Below are 21,111 nucleotides of genomic sequence, written 5' to 3'. Positions count from 1 at the left end.
CCTTTTAAACCAGCGAATGTCTCTCACTGTTCCCTGTAGCCTAATCTTCAGCATAAAACATCTCCTCCCAATCTACATAGAAACAGTAATCCGGATACCGGATTTTAATTGCTTCCCAAAAATATCTGGCATCTCCCGTACAAAAGACATCACTGACGGAATAAAGCCTTGTCTCAACAATCTGTTCCTCCGTATCATCATATTCATCTGTCGTAGGTGTCCCATCTGTATAAAGGTTAAATGCAATGCGGACAATCTTCTCGCTCCCACTGGTCTGCCAGCCTTCCTGAAGGCACTCCGGCTTTATAAACCCTGTTTTAAAGTCATAGATCCTATTTACATTTCGTCTGGTATCTTCTGACAGTCCAAGGCAATAAACCAGTGCTTTATGGTTTGTGTCCTGATACCGACATTTAGAAAGATAGGTATTATAAAATTTCTCATGTTCCTTGTTCTTAAAAGTAATTTTTCTTTCCTTACTCTTTTCTGCTCCTAACGCTGTGTTCTTTGTCATTTGCTTTTCCTCCTGAATCTTAAAATTTTATATAAAAAATAGGGACACTCTGCTGCAAGTATCCCTATCTTCTATCAATATATTGATAGCTCTATATTCACTTTCATAATTCAGGATTTTTTGTGTTCCCCGTACCGAGGTCTAAGGCAACCACAACGGTCACTTTGCTTACAAGTACCTTTTCCTTGTGATTTTCCTCTAATCTGTTGAAACTGAAAAAGTCAACAAAGTGCGTAAATTCAAGGATTTCTAGGTATTTTTCCTTTGTAGTCCTACCACAGTCTCCACATGCACCGTATGCGGGAACATGTCCACCGGCCGCACTTTTTTTACCTCATATCCGTTTTCTCTCAGATACTTCACATCTCTTGCCAGAGTCGCCGGATCGCAGCTTACATACACCACTTTTTCCGGCTCCATCTTCACGATAGTCTCCAACAGCGCTTCATCACAGCCTTTTCTTGGCGGGTCCACCACAATCACATCCGCATGAGCTTTCTTTCCATGCATTTGTTCAAATCCGGCATAGTATTCCGGCAGCACTTCTTCCGCCTTTCCCACATAGAATTCTGCATTTTCGACAGCATTGATCCTGGCGTTATGCTTTGCGTCCTCCACTGCCTGTGGCACAATCTCCACGCCATAGACCTGTCCCGCTCTCTGAGCCAGAAATAAAGAAATCGTCCCAATCCCACAGTAGAGATCCCAGACAACTGTTTCCTCTCCATCTTTCAGATCCGCATACTCCAGCGCCGTTTTGTATAACTTTTCTGTCTGTTTCGGATTCACCTGATAAAAGGACAGTGGAGAAATCTGATACTTCACATTCCCGATCCAATCGGTGATGTAACCGTGTCCCCACAGGACTCTCACCTCATTTCCCATGATCACATTAGTCTTTTCCCGATTGATGCACAAAGAAATACTGGTCATATTTTTAATAGCCGCCAGCCGCTCTGCCAGTATCTCCGCTTTGGGAAGTGAAGTTCCGTTGATGACCAGACAGACCATGATCTCTCCAGTCCGAAACCCATACCGGATCAGCACATGGCGCACCAGGCCCTCATGATGGATCTCATCATAAGCCGGAACCTGAAATTCCTCCATGAAGCACAGAATACAGTCCAGAATCTCTTTATTCACCGGAACCCCCAGCACACAATCCTTGACTGGGATAATGCTGTGAGTCCTGCCTGCGTAGAATCCTGCCACCGACCGGCCGTTTTTATCCGTTCCTATCGGGAACTGAGCCTTATTGCGATAATAAAAAGGCTCCTCCATCCCTAGGATCGGTTCCATGATCTCATCCAGAAGCCGCTCTGGAATCTGCCCGATACGCATCAGGCTGTCTCGAACCTTTTCCTCCTTAAAACGTAACTGCCATTCATATTTCATCTCCTGGATCTGGCAGCCCCCACATTTCCGGGCGATTCCGCATTTCGGATTTTTTTCACGCCCTTCTGAAGCTGTAAGAATATGCAAAAGCTTTGCATATCCATAGTTCTTTTTCGCCTTCATCACCTTAGCTTCAATCACATCGCCGATTACAGCATCCTTTACAAAAAGCGTATATCCATCCACTTTTCCGATGCCCTCACCGCCAACACCGATATCCGTAATTTGCAATTTTACAATATCATTCTTTCGCATAAATATACTCCATTTTCCATTTTGGTACAGGGCAAAAGTCAATTTGGGACGTAGCCCTTTTGCAAAAGTCTACGTCCCAAATTGAACGTTTATATACTCGTCTTTCTCAAGTTCGTCTCAAACATCCGGTTATATCCCAGCCAATCGTTACTATTCTTTTCTTTAAAGATCTCGATCAATGTCTGCATTTTTGCATCGGCGCAGTCCGCGAAATTCAGCGCGAAAGCTTCCGCCAGCGCCGGTTTCTTGGGAGAACCGTATTCTAATTCTCCATGATGGGCAAGGATGCAGTGTTTCAATTCGCTGGCCAGTTTCCTTGGGAAATCCGGGATGGTCCGGATCGCGTCATCCAGCATCTCCACGCCGATCACGATATGCCCCAGAAGCTGTCCGTCATCAGTATAGTCGTTTTCTGGGAATGGGGATAGTTCTTTTGTCTTTCCGATATCATGGCACATCGCCGCGGTATAGAGCAGATCCCGGTTTAGGATTGGATACGCTCCCGTCATATATTCACAAAATTTTACTACGCTCAGAGTATGCTCCAGAAGTCCTCCGGAAAAACTGTGATGCACACTCTTCGCGGCGGAGTGGGCTTTGAACCGTTTGACAAACGCCTGGTCTTTTTCAAAATAATATTCGATCACGGCCCGCAGATACGGATTCTTCACCTGTCTGCCATAGGCCAGGAGTTCCTGGTACATCTGATCTTCATTTTTCTCTGTGGTCGGCATATAATCCGCAGGCATATATTCCCCTTCCTCTGCCTTCCGGATCTGCTTGATATTCAGCTGCAGATTATTGTTGTAGCTTGTAACCTCCCCGTATACCTCGATGAAATCCATTTCATCATAGTCCGCGATCCCACTTGAATTGGGATCCCATACTTTTCCGTCTAAGGTTCCCGTCTTATCCTGAAGGAGCAGATTGTCATAGGGCCTCCCATTTCTCGTCTCCGCGGAACGCTTCCCTTTACAAAGATACACATTCCGGATTGTTTCGCCTTCTACCAAAGTATTGATATATCTCATGCTGTCTTTTTCTGCCTTTCTATTCTCTATTCTTTCGTGCCCACTGTAACACTGAAGTTAATCTCCACATACTCTCCGCCGGTTCCCTGTCTCCAGCAGGTGATCCGCAAAGAACTGCCCGCCTGCTTCTGCATGAGCGCGCTGTGGTACGCTTGAAAACTGGCCACTTCCCCGCCGTTGATCTGGGTGATGATATCGCCGCTTTGGATCCCTGCCCCCATAGCCGGCGAATCCGCTTCCACTTCATCCACATACACGCCTGCCGGAAGTCCTTGGTTTTCCAACTCTTCCGTTACATCAGAACCCAGGATCCCGATATAGGGCACATCCTGACCGTTGGACAGATATTCTATGATATCTTTAATGTCCGAGATCCCGTAAGCCTCCACCAAGCCCGCTTTTCCCCGGCCTTCTGTAGGTTCTCCGATCACACCGATGACTTCTCCGCTGGTATTCACCACAACGCCGCTCCTGCTGGAATCTCCTTCCACATCTGTAGAGATCAGCCGATAATGGCCGTCTGCGTGATCCGCATAGCTTTCGCTGCCTTCCACCAGCCCGTACAGAGCCATTTGCGTATTTTCATAGGGCTGTCCGATCACGATAGCCGCCTCACCGTCTTCCACCGAATAAGAGCTTCCAAGCACTGCCACCCGGATCGCTCCCCAGGTATCCTCTGTAATCAGCCCTCTGGATACGGAATAGACGCAAAGCCCAAGATTCCGGTCATAACGTTTCACCATCCCGTCATAGCTTTTTCCGTCATTAAATGTAACCTGGACATTCCCTGGATCCTCTCTTGTCACAATTTGTCCCAGAATCAGCAGTTCTTGTCCATTGTCAGCCACAATAACGCCGCTGGTCTGACGCCCTTCCCCTTCAGAACCTTCCTGCTGTCCAGAAATCGCGGTCACTGAAACAACGCTTTTCCCCGCTTGTTCTGAAATGGATTTCAAAGAGTTGAGCATCTGCCGGTAACCATCTTCTTCTGTATCCGGATCATCCTGTCCTTCCTCCGCTGTCAGTTCCTCTTCCTCGTCTCTTGGAATCTCCACTTCTGCCTGACTGTTTCCAAACTGATCCTCGATCCATGGCTGAAGGGCGCAGAAACTCACACAGGCCACAATGCCAAAGATCAGTCCCAGTCCCGCCATCCGTTTGGCATCTCGCTTAAACTTCCGGCCGCCTGCCTCGTCTTTGATCACTTCCTGCATAAAAGAATACTCTTCTTGTGGAACAGGCTGTTCCTCCGGCATGGATTCTTCAGTCCGCGCCGGTACGTTCTCTTCCTCCAGAGCTTCCTGTCCTTTGGGATCCTTGCGCTCTTCCATGGGCATTCTCTCCTTTACAACCCTTTTTATAGTATAACTGATAGCCCGTAAATGTTCAACCCCGGCCTCGTTCCTCCAGAGATAGTCCTTTACAGGGGTATGGGAGCAGATTATAATGGGAATGTAGAAAATGACATTTTGATCGTTAGGTGGATATTATGAACGAAAAGACATTATATAAATTAGAATATGATAAGATCATTGAGATGCTGGCAGAGCGGGCCGCTTCCTTTGGCGGCAGATCCCGCTGCAAAAGGCTGAAACCCATGACTTCTGTCGAGAAGATCCAAACAGCCCAGCAAGAGACCTCCGCCTCCTTCCAGCGGATCGTAAAAAAGGGGCGCCCCTCATTTGGCGGCTGCGCTCCAGTCAACGATTCTCTCAAGCGTCTGGAGATCGGCGGGACTTTAGGCAGCGGTGAACTGCTGCGCATCTGCCGGCTTCTGGAAACCGCTGGCCAGGTCAAGGCTTACGGCCGTCACGAGAACGCAGATGAGATTCGCGACTGTCTGGACGGATACTTCGATCAGCTTACGCCCATTCTTCCTCTGACCGCGGAGATCCGCCGCTGTATCTTGGAAGAAGATGAGATCAGCGATGATGCCAGTTCCGTTTTGCTCAAGATCCGGCGCCAGATCGGGCAGACAAACGACAAGGTACATTCTACCCTTTCCAGTATGGTAAATGGTTCCCTTCGTTCTTATCTGCAGGATCCGATCATCACCATGCGCGGAGACCGCTACTGTATCCCAGTCAAATCCGAGTACCGGAGTCAGGTCCCCGGAATGATCCACGACCAGTCTTCTACCGGTTCCACCCTTTTTATCGAACCTATGGCTGTGGTCAAACTGAATAATGACCTAAAAGAACTGTACGGAAAGGAACAGGAGGAGATCCAGGTGATATTGGCCCGCTTAAGCGCGGATGCCGCGGAATATACCGATACCATCCGCACTGACTATACCATACTGACAGAACTGGATTTCATTTTCGCCAAAGGAGCCCTTGCGCTGGAAATGAATGCCACACCTCCTGTCTTTAACACAGAAGGGCGCATCCATATCCGGGAAGGACGCCATCCGCTGCTGGACAAGAAAAAGGTAGTTCCCATCACCGTGTCGCTGGGGGATACCTTTGACCTCTTGATCATCACAGGACCCAATACCGGCGGCAAGACGGTTTCTTTGAAAACTGTGGGGCTTTTCACCTTGATGGGGCAGGCCGGACTCCACATCCCCGCCCTGGACCGCAGTGAACTTTCCGTCTTTCACAGCGTTTACGCGGATATTGGAGATGAACAGAGTATTGAGCAAAGCTTAAGTACCTTTTCCTCTCATATGACCAATATCGTTTCCTTCCTAAAGCATGTAGATGAACGTTCCCTGGTTCTTTTCGATGAACTGGGCGCCGGAACTGATCCTACCGAGGGAGCCGCTCTGGCTATCGCCATCCTGGACCGCCTGCACAAACGTGGGATCCGCACCATGGCCACGACCCATTACAGCGAACTGAAAGTATACGCTCTTTCTACTCCTGGCGTAGAAAACGCAAGCTGCGAGTTTGACGTAGAGAGCCTGCGCCCTACCTACCATCTGCTGATCGGCATCCCCGGCAAGAGCAACGCTTTTGCCATTGCCGGCAAACTAGGGCTTTCCGAGTCCATTATCGAGGAAGCCAAGAAGCACTTGAGCGAGCAGGACGAATCCTTTGAAGATCTTCTGACAGATCTGGAGAGCAGTCGGCGTACTATCGAAAAAGAGCAAGAAGAAATCGCATCCTACCGCCGGGAACTGGAACGCCTAAAAACGGAAACACAGAAGAAACAGGAAAAGCTGGAAGAACAAAGAGAGCGCATCCTCCGGGAAGCCAATGAGAAAGCGCACGCCATCTTGGCCGAAGCCAAGGAGACCGCTGATGAGACCATGCGCAATTTCCATAAGTTTGGAAAGGAAAACATCTCCGCCGCCGAAATGGAGCGGGAACGCGAGAAACTCCGCCGCAAAATGGAAGCCGCCCGTTCCGGCATGGCTTCTCAGAAGGAGATCCCTCACAAAGTTCACAGACCAGAGGACTTCAAATTGGGAGAATCGGTAAAAGTCTTAAGCATGAATCTGACCGGGACTGTGGTCTCCCTTCCTGATTCTAAAGGGCGCGTTGCCGTCCAGATGGGAATCCTGCGGTCCCAGCTTCCTATCTCAGATCTGGAGATCATCGATGAGAAGCCCGTTTATCTGAAGAAAACCGCCCGTCAGAGCGGCAAGGGGCGGATGAAGATGGGGAAATCTATGTCTGTCAGTCCAGAGATCAATCTTTTAGGCAGAACGGTAGATGAGGCGGTGGCTGAACTAGACAAATATCTGGACGATGCAAGTTTGGCGCATCTGACTTCTGTCCGCATTGTCCATGGAAAGGGAACCGGTGCCCTGCGCTCTGGCATCCACGATTATCTGCGCAGACAGAAGCGGGTGAAATCTTTCCGTCTGGGCGCTTTCGGCGAAGGCGATGCAGGCGTTACCATTGCAGAATTAAAATAACCTAAGGGGAGGACAACTATGGTAAACAAACAGAAAATCTTGATCGTAGACGATGATGAGAATATCGCGGAGCTGATTTCTCTTTATCTTACAAAAGAATGCTTTGACACAATGATGGTCCATGACGGAGAGAAGGCCCTGGTAGCCTTTGAAAGCTACCATCCCAATCTCATTCTTTTAGATCTTATGCTTCCCGGTATCGATGGATACCAGGTCTGCCGCGAGATTCGTACCCGCTCCAGCATTCCGATCATCATGCTCTCTGCTAAGGGCGAAGTTTTTGACAAAGTGCTGGGGCTGGAACTGGGGGCGGATGACTATATCATGAAACCTTTTGATTCCAAAGAGCTGGTGGCAAGGGTCAAGGCTGTCCTGCGCCGCTATCAGGCTATTCCGAAACCTGAAGTCTCCGCCGAAGACCGGGGCAAGTGTGTCGAATATCCCGGCATTACCATCAACCTGACCAATTACTCTGTTGTAGTAGACGGCCAGAATATCGATATGCCCCCTAAGGAACTGGAACTTCTGTATTTCCTTGCGTCTTCGCCAAATCAGGTGTTTACCCGCGAACAGCTCCTGGACCAGATCTGGGGATATGAATATATTGGGGATACCCGGACCGTGGACGTACATATCAAGCGGCTCCGGGAGAAGATCAAGGACCACAGTGAATGGAGTCTTAGCACTGTCTGGGGCATCGGATATAAATTTGAAGTAAAATAATGTCAGAATATGGGGCCTAACGGCCCTGGAAGGAACCCTATGAAAAGCACACTCTATCTAAAATTCATAATTATATATATTATCTTCGCTTTTCTCAGCGTATTTACAGTAGCTACACTGACTTCCACCCTGACCAGCGGCGCGCTGGTCAGGGTTACGGCCTCCGCCACCTATCAGGATGCCAATATGATGGCCACCGACTATCTGCCGGAATATTTTTCTGATAATATCACCCTCAGCGATGTCTACCTCCAGTTGTCTGGAATGGAGACGCATTTGGACGCGGCTGTCTGGTTCGTTGACCGGGAGGGCAATCTCCTGTCTTCCGCCCAGTCTGACGGGTTTCCTTCCGCTCCCGCGTCAATCCAGGATTTCAATCCCGCGGAAGCTGGAAACTCTCAGTATTTGACCGGGGATTATCACGGATACTTCCAGGAGGATGTGATCACAGTGATCGCTCCTGTCATCCATGGATATTCTCCGGCAGGCTATCTTCTGATCCACAAAAGCCTGGATGACATCAGCGATATCCAGCAGATCCTCATGCGGGCAGCGTTCATTACCCTGGGCGTAGTCTTTCTGCTGTCTTTCATCATCCTGCTGGCTTTGGAATTCTTCGTGTATCGTCCTTTGCGCAAGATCACAGAGGCTGCTACCCAGTATGCCTCCGGCAACCTGGATTATGAAATCCCTGTTAATACAGAAGACGAGATGGGGTATCTGTCCGCTTCTTTGAATTATATGTCTTCTCAGCTCAAAGATATGGAAGATTATCAGAAGAAATTCGTAGCCAATGTATCTCACGATTTCCGTTCTCCTTTGACCTCCATCAAAGGTTATATAGAAGCTATGGCAGATGGAACGATCCCGCCGGAAATGCAGAAAAAATACCTGGACATCATCCTATTTGAGACAGAGCGTCTGACGGATCTGACTCATGATCTTTTAACCTTGAATGAATTTGATACCAAAAATCTCCTTCTAAACAAAGAGATTTTTGATATCCATGAAATGATCAAGAATGTCGCGGCCTCCTTTGAGGGTACCTGCACCCAGAGAAAAATCTCTATCGAGCTTCTTTTTGCCTCTAAGCATCTGGAAGTGACCGCGGATAAACGAAAGATCCAGCAGGTCCTCTATAATCTTCTGGACAATGCCATTAAATTCAGTGATTCAGATTCCACCGTTACCATCGAGACCACACAGCGGGGTGACAAAGTGTATATCTCCGTCAAAGATTACGGCATTGGAATTCCCCGGAATGCTTTGAACAAGATCTGGGAACGCTTTTACAAAACGGATCTTTCCAGAGGGAAAGATAAAAAGGGCACCGGCCTTGGGCTTGCCATTGTTAAGGAAGCCATCCAGGCCCATGGAGAAAATATCAATGTGGTCAGTACCGAGGGGGTAGGTACAGAATTTATCTTCACCCTCCCCAAAGTCTGACCTAACATAACATAAGGAAAGCCGCTTTCTCAGCGGCTTTTCTTAACCCTGCTCAGCAGTATCATACAGCACGTCTTCAAATATATCCTGCTCTTCTTCATCCGTCAGAACGAAATAAAACAATTCAGAATCATCATTGATGCAGGCATATACATCCCATGCCCCGCTCTGTTCTCCTGGCATCATAATCTGTCCATGAATGGTATGCATTCCCGCGATCGGTGAGACCTCTTCTGCGTTCAGCACTCCCGCCTGCATGGTAGACGGTACATCATACCGTTCATACAGAGTCCTGATCACCTCCATGGGATCCTCATTTTCCCATTCTGAGTATCCCTCTCCGGCGCAATAAAAGTCCACCCTGGCTTCTGAGTCATCTTCGCCCATCCGGAATACGGCATAGTTATCATAAGAACTTTCCTCATCATAGTCCCAGGTCTCAGGAATAGAAAACTCATATCCACAGAATTCAAATCCTGTCCGTTCTGACTCGCTTTTGATCCTGACGCCCACAAATATCGCAGCTGCCGCCAGCACAACAATTCCACATATGATCAGCGCGACAGGGCGTTTTTTCCTGTCTTCTGTTCTTACATTATTCACACCATTCATAGCTTTCACTTGCCCTGGAGAGCCCGCCGGAACCGGCCCTCCGCAATTGGGACAAAACTTTCCTCCATTTACCTTAGTTCCGCACTTTGGACAAAACATCTTCCTTTCCTCCTTATTCTCACCTATTCTTTATCTTACAACAAGATTACGAAACTTCCTATTATCATACTCCAATATAAGTTCTCCCTCCTGAGTATATCCATAATAGACCTGATCGGTGGCTTCATTGATATATTCATCCATATTGTCATAAGAAGAAGCGGCGCTTCTGGTTTCAAAAATCAGATAGATTATATTCGCCTCCGTATCGATCTTGTACTGTCCGTTTATGTAATCCCTATCCTCTGTATAACCAGAAAATGTATTTGTTTCTTCAAAAGTAAGGCTTCGATCGTCATCTGTAGATATCGAGTGCCATGTTCCCTGCAGCTCCTTCATGACCGCTGTACTTTCCTGATTTTCCGGGAACTGCATTCTTTTCTGGAATTCTGCTTCCGCCTGTTCGTATTCTTCTGATGACTTTTCATAATATTCCTGTGTTTCTTTCTCCCTTTTTGCTTGTTCCTGCGCCTGCCTCTCCCACTGATTATGGTTATGGATACTAGCCGTTACTATAATCCCCAGAATCAAAACGCCGATCACACCGCCGAGAATAATTATTTTTTCCTTCTTTCCTATTTTGCCGGATGTTTCTTTTCTTCTCTGAATTGGAGGTGTGGGAGCGGCAGGTCCAACCGGTTTTCCGCAGTTCCCGCAAAACTTATCTCCTTCTGTTGTCTCGTGTCCGCAAAACTTACATTTCATCTTTTCATATCCTCCTTTAGTTTTCTCTCTTGTCTGACTCTTAGATTTTCTCAACAGGACTCTTTCATCCCCCTGTTCATTTACTTAGACAAGGCTGCCCGCAAAAAAGTTTCATAAAATTAAAATTTTTTCTATAAATTTTCACAGCCGAAATGGAAACAGCTCCATGATCTTTAAGATCATGAAGCTGCTTCTTATCACTGTGTTCTAACCTTTTATATTTTCTTATTCTTTATTGCTATGCCGTCTCTCTCCAGTATAGCAGCGGCCGTGTCTGTTTAGCTCTCAACCAACTCCGGCGAATCCTCCAACGCCTGTTCCGTCTCCGGAACACTTTCCTGAAGATTATCCTCCAGATCTGTCATCGCGATCTCTGCATCCTCATAATCGCTTTCCAGATCCAAATAAGCTTCCTCATTGTTCAGTGATTCCTCGCTTTCCAGACGGATGTCTTGGTATTTTCTCATACCAGTTCCGGCTGGAATGTGCTTTCCGATGATTACATTTTCCTTCAGGCCTACCAGCGGATCAATTTTCCCTTTGATCGCCGCTTCTGTTAAGACCTTAGTGGTTTCCTGGAAGGATGCCGCCGACAGGAAGGAATTGGTTGCAAGAGAAGCCTTGGTGATACCAAGCATGATCTGCTCGCCTGTGGCTGGTTCTTTCCCTTCTTCCTCCAATTTCTTATTCATGTCCTCGAATTCCAGGATATCAACATTGGTTCCCGGCAGGAATTCAGAATCTCCCGCATCCTCAATACGGACTTTCTTCAGCATCTGCCGTACGATAACCTCAATGTGCTTGTCATTGATGTCTACACCCTGGAGACGATATACACGCTGTACTTCCTGAAGCATGTAATCCTGTACTGCCCTCAAGCCCTTGATCTTCAGGATATCATGCGGATTGACGCTTCCTTCGGTCAGCTCGTCGCCGGCCTCAAGCTGGGCGCCGTCCGTCACTTTGATCCGAGATCCGTAAGGGATCAGGTACGCTTTGGTCTCTCCCGTCTCTTCGTTAGTAACAATGACCTCGCGCTTTTTCTTTGTATCATTGATCGTAGCCGTGCCGGCGAATTCTGTGATAATCGCCAGACCTTTCGGCTTTCTCGCCTCAAACAGCTCTTCTACACGGGGAAGACCCTGTGTGATATCGTCTCCTGCCACGCCGCCGGTATGGAAGGTACGCATGGTAAGCTGAGTCCCGGGCTCGCCAATGGACTGGGCGGCAATGATTCCAACCGCCTCACCAACCTGCACCGGTTCTCCGGTAGCCATGTTGGCGCCATAACACTTTGCGCAGATTCCATTGTGGGAACGGCAGGTCAGGATGGTACGGATCTTGATCTTCTTTAATGGCTCGCCGTTTTCATCCACGCCTTTCTTCATGATCAGTTCCGCGCGTCTTGGTGTTACCATATGGTTGGCTTTTACCAATACGTTGCCGTCTTTGTCTTTGATATCCTCGCACAGATACCGCCCTGTGATTCTCTCCTGCAGGCTTTCGATCTCTTCGTTTCCATCCAGGAACGCTTTCACATACATACCCGGAATCTCTTCGCCCTTCTCCACACAGTCTCTCTCATGGATGATCAGCTCCTGAGAAACGTCTACCAGACGTCTTGTCAGATAACCGGAGTCGGCGGTACGAAGAGCCGTATCGGAAAGTCCCTTTCTGGCTCCGTGGGCAGACATGAAGTATTCCAGTACGTCCAGACCTTCACGGAAGTTGGACTTGATCGGCAGCTCAATGGTACGTCCTGTGGTATCTGCCATCAGTCCGCGCATACCCGCCAACTGTTTGATCTGCTTGTCGGAACCACGGGCTCCGGAGTCCGCCATCATATAAATATTGTTGTATTTGTCAAGTCCGGTAAGCAGCGCTTCTGTCAAAGCATCGTCTGTTGCTTTCCAGGTCTCTACCACTTCTTTGTAACGCTCTTCTTCTGTGATCAGACCACGCTTATAGTTCTTGGTGATCCGGTCTACCGTATCCTGAGCCTTCTGGATCATCTCCGGTTTCTGCGGCGGCACCGTCATATCAGAAATGGATACCGTCATAGCAGCTCTCGTAGAATATTTGTAACCGATGGATTTCACCGCATCCAGCACTTCCGCCGTAGCTGTGGAACCATGCGTGTTGATGACCTTTTCCAGGATCTGCTTCAGCTGTTTCTTTCCTACATGGAAGTCTACTTCCAGAAGCAGTTCATTTCCTTCTACCTCACGGTCTACAAATCCAAGATCCTGAGGAATGATCTCGTTAAAGAGGAATCTTCCCAAGGTAGACTCGATGATCGCAGATTTCTCTGTTCCATCCGCCATGGTCTTGGTCACTCTTACTTTGATCCTGGAGTGCAGTGTCAAAGCTCCGTTCTCATAGGCTAAGATCGCTTCATTTACGTTGCGGAAGGATTTTCCTTCTCCCAGCGCTCCCGGACGCTCCTGGGTCAGATAATAGATTCCCAGTACCATGTCCTGTGACGGAACTGCCACCGGACCTCCGTCAGAAGGTTTCAGCAGGTTATTCGGAGACAGCAGAAGGAACCGGCATTCTGCCTGGGCTTCTACGGACAGCGGCAGATGCACCGCCATCTGGTCTCCGTCAAAGTCTGCGTTGTACGCTGTACATACCAGCGGATGCAGCTTGATCGCCTTACCCTCTACCAGAATCGGCTCAAACGCTTGGATACCCAGACGATGCAGCGTAGGGGCACGGTTCAGCATAACCGGGTGCTCCTTGATCACTTCCTCCAGCACATCCCATACCTCTGGCTGAAGTCTTTCTACCATCTTCTTAGCGTTTTTGATATTGTGAGCGGTTCCATTCTGTACCAGCTCTTTCATAACGAAGGGCTTGAACAGCTCGATCGCCATCTCTTTAGGCAGACCGCACTGATAGATCTTCAGCTCCGGTCCTACCACGATAACAGAACGTCCGGAATAATCCACACGTTTTCCAAGCAGGTTCTGACGGAAACGTCCGGATTTTCCCTTCAGCATGTCGGAAAGAGACTTCAGCGCCCGGTTTCCTGGGCCAGTGACCGGACGGCCCCGACGGCCGTTGTCGATCAGAGCGTCTACCGCCTCCTGAAGCATTCTCTTCTCATTTCTTACGATAATGTCCGGCGCGCCCAGCTCCAGCAGGCGTTTCAGACGGTTATTGCGGTTGATGATCCGACGGTACAGGTCATTTAAGTCGCTGGTGGCGAAACGTCCGCCGTCCAACTGTACCATGGGCCGCAGATCCGGCGGGATGACCGGGATATTGGTCATGATCATCCACTCCGGTTTGTTGCCGGACTCACGGAAAGCTTCCACTACTTCCAGACGTTTCACGATACGGGCACGTTTCTGGCCAGTAGCGCCTTTTAAGCCTTCCTGCAATTCTGTGTATTCTTTATCCAGGTCAATGGCCCGCAAAAGCTCCTGGATGGCCTCAGCGCCCATTCCCACACGGAAAGCGCCGCCCCAGCTCTCTCTTGCTTCCTGGTATTCCTGCTCTGACAGGACCTGCTTATACTGAAGGTCTGTCTCTCCTTTATCCAGTACGATATAAGAGGCAAAGTACAGCACCTTCTCCAAGGTTCTTGGGGAAAGATCCAGGATCAGTCCCATACGGCTTGGAATTCCCTTAAAGTACCAGATATGTGACACCGGAGCCGCAAGGGCAATATGCCCCATCCGTTCCCGGCGCACGCTGGATTTGGTCACCTCTACGCCGCATCGGTCGCAGACTACGCCTTTATAGCGGATCTTCTTGTACTTTCCGCAGTGGCACTCCCAGTCTTTGCTGGGTCCAAAGATACGCTCGCAGAACAGACCGTCTTTCTCTGGTTTCAAGGTCCTATAGTTAATGGTCTCCGGTTTTGTAACCTCTCCTCTGGACCACTCCAAAATCTTCTCAGGTGATGCCAAACCGATCTTGATCGCGTCAAAGGTCATTGGCTGATACGTTTGTTCCCTGTTATTTTCTGGCATACTGGCACCCCTTCCTATTCGTTATCTGAAAAATCATTATATGCGAAATCATCAGTTTCTTCGAATTCGATCTCGAACTCGTCTTCTTCAGCCTCTTCTTCTACATCCACAAGCTGTTCATTCTGGAATTCCTGCTCGGTGTAGCCATGCTCTCCCAGGTTGTCCTCTCTGCCGTATTTCTTATCGCCTTCGATCAGGGAACGGAAATCGGTTTCACCCATATCTACCGTTTCCATGATCTCTACTTCTGTATTATCATCACGCAGGACACGCACATCCAATCCTAAGGACTGCAGCTCTTTGAGCAGTACCTTGAAGGATTCTGGGATTCCTGGTTCTGGGATGTTCTCTCCCTTGATGATCGCCTCGTAGGTCTTCACACGTCCCACTACGTCGTCGGACTTCACGGTCAGGATCTCCTGCAAGGTGTAAGATGCTCCGTATGCCTCCAGAGCCCACACCTCCATTTCTCCAAAACGCTGTCCTCCAAACTGGGCTTTTCCTCCCAGCGGCTGCTGGGTTACCAGAGAGTACGGTCCTGTGGAACGGGCATGGATCTTATCGTCAACCAGGTGGTGCAGCTTCAGGTAATGCATGTGTCCAATGGTGACCGGACTGTCGAAGTATTCACCCGTACGTCCGTCTCTCAAGCGCACTTTTCCATCTCTGGAGATCGGAACGCCTTTCCAGAGTTTTCTGTGATCCCGGTTATCATAGAGATACTGCAGCACTTCAGGAAGAAGTTCTTCTTTATGTTTTGCCTCAAACTCTTCCCAGCTTAAGTTTACATAGTCATTGGCCAGATCCAGGGTATCCATGATATCATTCTCATCCGCCCCATCGAAAACCGGGGTGGAAATGTTGAATCCAAGGGCTTTTGCCGCCAGGGACAGATGGATTTCCAGCACCTGCCCGATATTCATACGAGAAGGCACGCCCAGCGGGTTCAGCACGATATCCAGAGGCCGTCCGTTTGGCAGGAACGGCATATCCTCCACCGGAAGCACACGGGAAACAACACCTTTATTTCCGTGACGTCCGGCCATCTTATCTCCTACAGAGATCTTTCTCTTCTGGGCGATATAGATACGCACAGACTGATTGACGCCTGGAGACAGTTCGTCTCCATTTTCCCTGGTGAAAACTTTTGCGTCCACAACGATTCCATATTCTCCATGAGGCACTTTCAAAGATGTGTCTCTGACTTCTCTGGCCTTCTCTCCGAAGATCGCTCTTAAGAGTCTCTCTTCCGCGGTCAGCTCTGTCTCGCCCTTCGGCGTCACTTTTCCTACCAGGATGTCCCCGGCACGTACTTCTGCTCCGATGCGGATGATTCCCCGCTCGTCTAAGTTCTTAAGGGCGTCGTCGCCTACGCCTGGGATATCCCGGGTGATCTCTTCCGGCCCAAGCTTGGTATCACGGGACTCTGCCTCGTATTCCTCGATATGCACAGAGGTGTACACGTCATCCTGCACCAGTCTTTCACTGAGCAGGACCGCATCCTCGTAGTTATAACCTTCCCAGGTCATGAAACCGATCAGCGGATTCTTTCCAAGGGCCATCTCTCCATTGGAGGTAGAAGGACCGTCCGCGATCACGTCGCCGGCTTTTACCTTATCTCCCTTGAATACGATCGGTCTCTGGTTATAACAGTTGCTCTGGTTGCTTCTGACGAATTTCGCCAGTTTATATTTCTTAAGATTGCCGTCGTTTTGACGGATGTGGATCTCTATGGAAGTAGAGCGCTCTACCACGCCGTCCTCCTCCGCGATCACGCATACGCCGGAGTCCACAGCAGCCTTTTCTTCCATACCTGTTCCTACTACCGGAGCCTCGGTCATCAGAAGCGGCACTGCCTGACGCTGCATGTTGGAACCCATCAGGGCACGGTTGGCATCGTCATTTTCCAGGAAGGGGATCAATGCTGTCGCCACAGAGAAGACCATCTTCGGGGAAACGTCCATATAATCGAACATTTTCCTCTCGTATTCCTGCGTCTCTTCCCGGTAACGTCCTGAAACGTTCTTATGGACAAAATGTCCATCCGCATCCAAAGGCTCGTTGGCCTGAGCCACATGGTAATTATCTTCTTCGTCCGCCGTCATATATACAACTTCATCGGTAACCACCGGGTTCTCCGGATCAGAGTGATCGATCTTGCGGTACGGAGCCTCCACGAATCCATACTGATTGATCCTTGCGTAGCATGCCAGTGAGTTGATCAGACCGATGTTGGGACCTTCCGGCGTCTCGATCGGACACATTCTTCCATAGTGGGAATAGTGTACGTCACGCACCTCGAATCCGGCCCGGTCTCTGGACAGACCTCCCGGTCCAAGGGCGGAGAGACGTCTCTTGTGCGTCAGCTCACCCAGCGGGTTATTCTGATCCATAAACTGGGACAGCTGGGAGGAACCAAAGAATTCCTTCACCGCCGCCGTTACTGGCTTAATGTTGATCAGGGACTGCGGGGAGATTCCCTCCAGGTCCTGGGTGGTCATTCTCTCACGGACTACTCTTTCCAAACGGGAAAGGCCGATCCGATACTGATTCTGCAGGAGTTCGCCGACAGCGCGGATCCGCCGGTTTCCAAGATGATCGATATCATCATCATTGCCAAGTCCATACTCCAAATGCATATTATAGTTAATAGAAGCAAGGATGTCTTCCTTCGTAATGTGTTTCGGGATCAGGTCGTGGATATCTCTGCGGATCGCTTCTTTCAGCTCATCAACATCTCCTGCCGTCTCTTCCAGGATTCCGGCCAGCACTGGATAATATACCAGTTCTGTCACGCCTACTTCCTTGGGATCAATATCTACGACAGACTGCAGGTCCACCATCATATTAGAAAGCACTTTGATGCTGCGCTCTTCTTCCGGTCTTTCGATCCACACAAACGGAACCGCCGAATTCTGGATGATGTCCGCCAATTCTCTTGTCACTTTTGTCCCCGCTTCTGCAAGGATCTCGCCGGTAAGAGGGCTTGCCACATCTTCCGCAAGCACATGGCCCGCGATGCGGTTGCGGAACATCAGCTTCTTGTTGAATTTGTACCGTCCCACTTTGGCAAGGTCATACCGCCTTGGGTCAAAGAACATGCTGGTGATCAGGCTTTCCGCGCTGTCCACCGCCAAAGGCTCTCCCGGACGGATCTTCTTATACAGTTCCAGAAGTCCTTCCTGGTAATTGGTAGCCGCGTCTTTCTCAAAGCTTGCCAGGATCTTCGGCTCTTCTCCGAATAATTCTACGATCTCTGGGTTCGTACCGATTCCAAGAGCACGGATCAGCACCGTGATCGGCACCTTTCTGGTTCTATCTACACGCACATAAAAAACGTCATTGGAGTCAGTCTCATATTCCAGCCACGCGCCGCGGTTTGGGATGACCGTACATGAATACAGCTTCTTTCCCAGCTTGTCATGTGTGATCGCATAGTAGATTCCCGGCGAACGCACAAGCTGACTTACAATGACACGCTCCGCGCCATTGATCACAAAGGTTCCTGTGCTGGTCATCAGCGGCAGATCGCCCATAAAGATCTCATGTTCGTTGATTTCATCCGTCTCTTTGTTGTGGAGCCTTACCCTTACTTTCAAAGGCGCCGCATAGGTGGCATCGCGCTCCTTACATTCCTCGATCGAGTACTTTACGTCATCCTCACACAGGGTAAAATCAACAAATTCCAGACTCAGATGACCGCTGTAATCAGCGATGGGAGAAATATCATCAAATACTTCTTTTAATCCTTCATCCAGAAACCACTGATAAGAATCCTTCTGGACTTCGATCAAATTAGGCATCTGAAGAACTTCTTTCTGCCTGGAATAGCTCATGCGTGAACTTTTTCCGCTTTTGATAGGACGAATTCTGTTTTTCTCCATATTGACGTTTCACTCCTCATTTATTTTTTTGTGGGCTGCGTCAATGCCCCAAAAACATTGCAAACTCATTGAAAACGGCTTTGTCAAGCAGTTTTTTTCGCAACAATATGGCATAGCTTTCCACAATAGTGCATTTTTAAATATAGCACAAAACTTTTTAGCTTGTCAACAACTTTTCAAGGAAATTTGAGAGAAATTCTCAGATGCTCGCTACTAAAGCCTTAAAAAACAGACTGGCCATTTCCAGCCAGCCTGTTCTCTATTTTCTACCTATAATTGTACCTGCGCAAAGACTTATCCAAATGCGCCTGCATCGCCTTCCCGGCTCCGATGGAATCGTGAGCCAGGATAAAACCATAGATCCGCTGGTGTTCCTCGTAGATCTCCTTTAGCTGTTCCTCGTCCACCATTCCGCTGCCGCTGATACGCCGGGTCAGATTGCTGATGGTCTGGATCATACTGTAGATCACCTGATTGCCGGAACATTCCGCGATGCAGATGTGGAACTCCAGATCGCCGTCCAGGAATTCCTTGTAATTCCGTTCCATATACGCCTTGTGGATCTTATAGGAACTGTCATACAGCCTTCCCAGCCTGTCATCTCTGCTGCACGCGGCCGCAAGCTGCGCCGCCTTTACCTCCAAGATATTGCGGACTGTAATGATATCCTCTGTCTGATTTCCATTCAGGAACAAGGACCAGGACAACGGGATGATAAAGAAATTGGTCTCGCTGCTGCTGATATACGTACCTTGTCCCGGATGAATATCAATCATTCCGAGTACATCAAGTACCTTCAAGGCTTCGCGGATAGCCGACCGGCCTACGTCCATCTTCTGGGCCAGTACCCGGTCGGATTCTATCTTATCACCTTTTTTCAGCTTTTTCTCCAGAAGCTGTTCTGAGAAATACATAGTCAGACGGTATAACAGGCGGTTGATATTTCCTTTCTTCTCCGCGTTTTTGCGGATCTGGTCCGACTCCCCGTCTCCCGGCAGGATCACTTCCAGCTGTTCCGCGAATTCTTCCGGCGGCATGGAGAAAGCCATGGAATCAATCGACAGATTCTCCGCTACCGCAAGGACTACCTCGCTCAAACGGGCGCCGCCCTTGGATTCCAGATTCGACAGCGTAGCGATGCTCATGCTTTCTTTTCCATCCTCGCTGGACAGAAATTGGCTGATAAACTCTTTCTGAGTCAATCCAAGATAACGTCTCAGCAGCCGGATATTATCTTTCTTATATGTGGGGCTCATCTTCTCAACCGTCATAACAAACCTCTCTTTTGCCCTTCCATGCTTCTTTCATTTCCCGCAGGTCTTTTCTCCTACTCGCTTAAGAGTTTCTCCGCAAGTTCTTCCATGATCGTGGCCGCTTTCGCGAAATCACTGTACTTGGTAAATTCTACCGGGCAATGGCTTCTGCCCTCTTTGCTTGGCACAAAAAGCATAACTGTGGGAAGCACCTGTCCGATCTCCAAAGCATCGTGTCCGGCTCCGCTTGGCAGATACTTATAGCTGTATCCGTGCTCCTTGCAGCCCTCTTCCATGATCTTCAGCATATCCTGGGACAGATTGACCGGAGTGATCACCAGTTTGGTATCAATCTCATAGCTGCCGCCCATTTCTTTGACTTCCCGATCCAGCGCCGCGCGCATCCGGTTGGCGATATCATTAATGTTGTCGTTATTCTTAGAGCGGATATCCACGGTAAATTCCACCTTTTCCGCCACAATATTCATACCGCCCGGAACGGTATTGATGTAGCCTGTGGTAGCGACTGTGCCGTCGGCCTTCTCCCTCGCCCAGTCCGGAATCTTGGAAATGACTTTTGTCGCCGCGTCTACCGCGTCCATTCGCATATCCATAGGTGTCGTTCCCGCATGGTCCGCTCTTCCGTGAACGGTCACCATATATCTCTGGATTCCCACGATACAGTCAACCAGCCCGATCTCGATATTTTCCGCATCCAGGACCGGTCCCTGCTCGATATGGGCCTCCAGGAAATATCCGATAGATCCGTCTGGCCATTTCGCGTCTGTTACTTTCTCCGGATCCAGACCATAGCCTTTCATAGCGTCATAGATGGAGATTCCATCCGTATCTTTGAATTTCTTACAATATTCTACATCTCTGTGGCCCAGCATCGCGCCAGATCCAAAGTAGCCGGTTCCAAAGCGCATACCTTCTTCATCGCAGAAACCTACCACAACAAAATCCCGCTTGGGAGCAATTCCTTTTTCTTTCAGCAGCCTGGCTGTCTCGATGGCGCAGACCACTCCCGCGATCCCATCGAAATCTCCGCCGTTTACCACAGAATCATAGTGAGATCCCATCATCACACAGGGCTTAGAGGAGTCTTCTCCTTTCAGGACGCCGATCACATTGCCGGCCGCGTCTTCTCTCACTTCGAGTCCCGCCTCTTCCATGATCTCTTTCAAGTAGTTGACCGCTTCTCTCGCCTCTTTGGTAAATGGAAGCCTGGTACACCCATTTCCCGGAGTCGCTGTAAAGCTCTTCAAATGCTCCAAATCTCTCGCAATTCTTCCCGTAATCTCTTCAACACCCATTGTTTTTTCCTCCTTTGATCTTTATAGGTCTGT

The 21,111-nt window shown here is 49.1% G+C and carries 13 protein-coding genes; 3 read left to right on the top strand and 10 right to left on the bottom strand.

From position 1 onward, the window contains the following. Window positions 1-40: 40 nt before the first annotated feature. The 4 genes from FND36_01880 to FND36_01865 form a co-directional block, all read right to left on the bottom strand. Entirely contained in the window at window positions 41-514 is a 474-nt protein-coding gene (locus FND36_01880; GenBank protein QDW72897.1) for a hypothetical protein, read from the bottom strand. A gap of 249 nt (window positions 515-763) precedes the next feature. Next, window positions 764-2,164, bottom strand: a complete 1,401-nt coding sequence (rlmD, locus tag FND36_01875) for a 23S rRNA (uracil(1939)-C(5))-methyltransferase RlmD (protein QDW72896.1) — start codon at window positions 2,162-2,164, stop codon at window positions 764-766. Between the two features lie 89 nt (window positions 2,165-2,253). Then, on the bottom strand, window positions 2,254-3,195 hold the full coding sequence (locus FND36_01870) for an HD domain-containing protein (protein QDW72895.1): 942 nt from the start codon (window positions 3,193-3,195) through the stop codon (window positions 2,254-2,256). Window positions 3,196-3,221: 26 nt separating this feature from the next. Next, entirely contained in the window at window positions 3,222-4,532 is a 1,311-nt protein-coding gene (locus FND36_01865; protein QDW72894.1) for a PDZ domain-containing protein, read from the bottom strand. A 152-nt stretch (window positions 4,533-4,684) separates the two neighbouring features. On the opposite strand from FND36_01865, the gene FND36_01860 reads away from it, so the two are divergent. Genes FND36_01860 through FND36_01850 form a run of 3 tightly spaced genes read left to right on the top strand, consistent with a single transcriptional unit; the run spans window position 4,685 to window position 9,229 of the window. Beyond that, complete coding sequence (locus FND36_01860; protein QDW72893.1) at window positions 4,685-7,060, top strand: endonuclease MutS2; 2,376 nt, start codon at window positions 4,685-4,687, stop codon at window positions 7,058-7,060. A gap of 18 nt (window positions 7,061-7,078) precedes the next feature. Beyond that, a complete protein-coding gene (locus FND36_01855; protein ID QDW72892.1) occupies window positions 7,079-7,783 on the top strand; it encodes a response regulator transcription factor in 705 nt (234 codons plus the stop codon). Between the two features lie 39 nt (window positions 7,784-7,822). Next, window positions 7,823-9,229, top strand: coding sequence for a HAMP domain-containing protein (locus FND36_01850; protein QDW72891.1), 1,407 nt, complete (start codon window positions 7,823-7,825; stop codon window positions 9,227-9,229). A 42-nt stretch (window positions 9,230-9,271) separates the two neighbouring features. On the opposite strand, the gene FND36_01845 is transcribed toward FND36_01850, so the two are convergent. The 6 genes from FND36_01845 to FND36_01820 form a co-directional block, all read right to left on the bottom strand. After that, window positions 9,272-9,940: a hypothetical protein gene (locus FND36_01845; GenBank protein QDW72890.1), complete on the bottom strand. Its 669-nt coding sequence runs from the start codon at window positions 9,938-9,940 to the stop codon at window positions 9,272-9,274. A gap of 30 nt (window positions 9,941-9,970) precedes the next feature. After that, window positions 9,971-10,645, bottom strand: coding sequence for a zinc ribbon domain-containing protein (locus FND36_01840; protein QDW72889.1), 675 nt, complete (start codon window positions 10,643-10,645; stop codon window positions 9,971-9,973). Window positions 10,646-10,923: 278 nt separating this feature from the next. Beyond that, a complete protein-coding gene (rpoC, locus tag FND36_01835; protein QDW72888.1) occupies window positions 10,924-14,625 on the bottom strand; it encodes a DNA-directed RNA polymerase subunit beta' in 3,702 nt (1,233 codons plus the stop codon). 14 nt (window positions 14,626-14,639) lie between these two features. Beyond that, on the bottom strand, window positions 14,640-18,509 hold the full coding sequence (locus tag FND36_01830) for a DNA-directed RNA polymerase subunit beta (GenBank protein QDW72887.1): 3,870 nt from the start codon (window positions 18,507-18,509) through the stop codon (window positions 14,640-14,642). Between the two features lie 266 nt (window positions 18,510-18,775). Then, the gene (locus FND36_01825; GenBank protein QDW72886.1) at window positions 18,776-19,780 is read right to left on the bottom strand and encodes a FadR family transcriptional regulator; all 1,005 of its coding nucleotides are present in this window, start codon (window positions 19,778-19,780) and stop codon (window positions 18,776-18,778) included. Between the two features lie 56 nt (window positions 19,781-19,836). Further along, entirely contained in the window at window positions 19,837-21,078 is a 1,242-nt protein-coding gene (locus FND36_01820; GenBank protein QDW72885.1) for a M20 family metallo-hydrolase, read from the bottom strand. Window positions 21,079-21,111 lie beyond the last annotated feature (33 nt).

This window comes from Lachnospiraceae bacterium KGMB03038 (assembly GCA_007361935.1).
Lineage (GTDB): Bacteria > Bacillota > Clostridia > Lachnospirales > Lachnospiraceae > Massilistercora.
Note: the sequence above shows the minus strand (reverse complement) of the source record. Positions and strands in the feature narration are given on the sequence as shown.

Coding starts and splice junctions, on each gene's coding strand:
- FND36_01880 (QDW72897.1), bottom strand. CDS start 514: ATGACAAAGAACACAGCGTTAGGAGCAGAAAAGAGTAAGGAAAGAAAA.
- rlmD (QDW72896.1), bottom strand. CDS start 2,164: ATGCGAAAGAATGATATTGTAAAATTGCAAATTACGGATATCGGTGTT.
- FND36_01870 (QDW72895.1), bottom strand. CDS start 3,195: ATGAGATATATCAATACTTTGGTAGAAGGCGAAACAATCCGGAATGTG.
- FND36_01865 (QDW72894.1), bottom strand. CDS start 4,532: ATGCCCATGGAAGAGCGCAAGGATCCCAAAGGACAGGAAGCTCTGGAG.
- FND36_01860 (QDW72893.1), top strand. CDS start 4,685: ATGAACGAAAAGACATTATATAAATTAGAATATGATAAGATCATTGAG.
- FND36_01855 (QDW72892.1), top strand. CDS start 7,079: ATGGTAAACAAACAGAAAATCTTGATCGTAGACGATGATGAGAATATC.
- FND36_01850 (QDW72891.1), top strand. CDS start 7,823: ATGAAAAGCACACTCTATCTAAAATTCATAATTATATATATTATCTTC.
- FND36_01845 (QDW72890.1), bottom strand. CDS start 9,940: ATGTTTTGTCCAAAGTGCGGAACTAAGGTAAATGGAGGAAAGTTTTGT.
- FND36_01840 (QDW72889.1), bottom strand. CDS start 10,645: ATGAAATGTAAGTTTTGCGGACACGAGACAACAGAAGGAGATAAGTTT.
- rpoC (QDW72888.1), bottom strand. CDS start 14,625: ATGCCAGAAAATAACAGGGAACAAACGTATCAGCCAATGACCTTTGAC.
- FND36_01830 (QDW72887.1), bottom strand. CDS start 18,509: ATGGAGAAAAACAGAATTCGTCCTATCAAAAGCGGAAAAAGTTCACGC.
- FND36_01825 (QDW72886.1), bottom strand. CDS start 19,780: ATGACGGTTGAGAAGATGAGCCCCACATATAAGAAAGATAATATCCGG.
- FND36_01820 (QDW72885.1), bottom strand. CDS start 21,078: ATGGGTGTTGAAGAGATTACGGGAAGAATTGCGAGAGATTTGGAGCAT.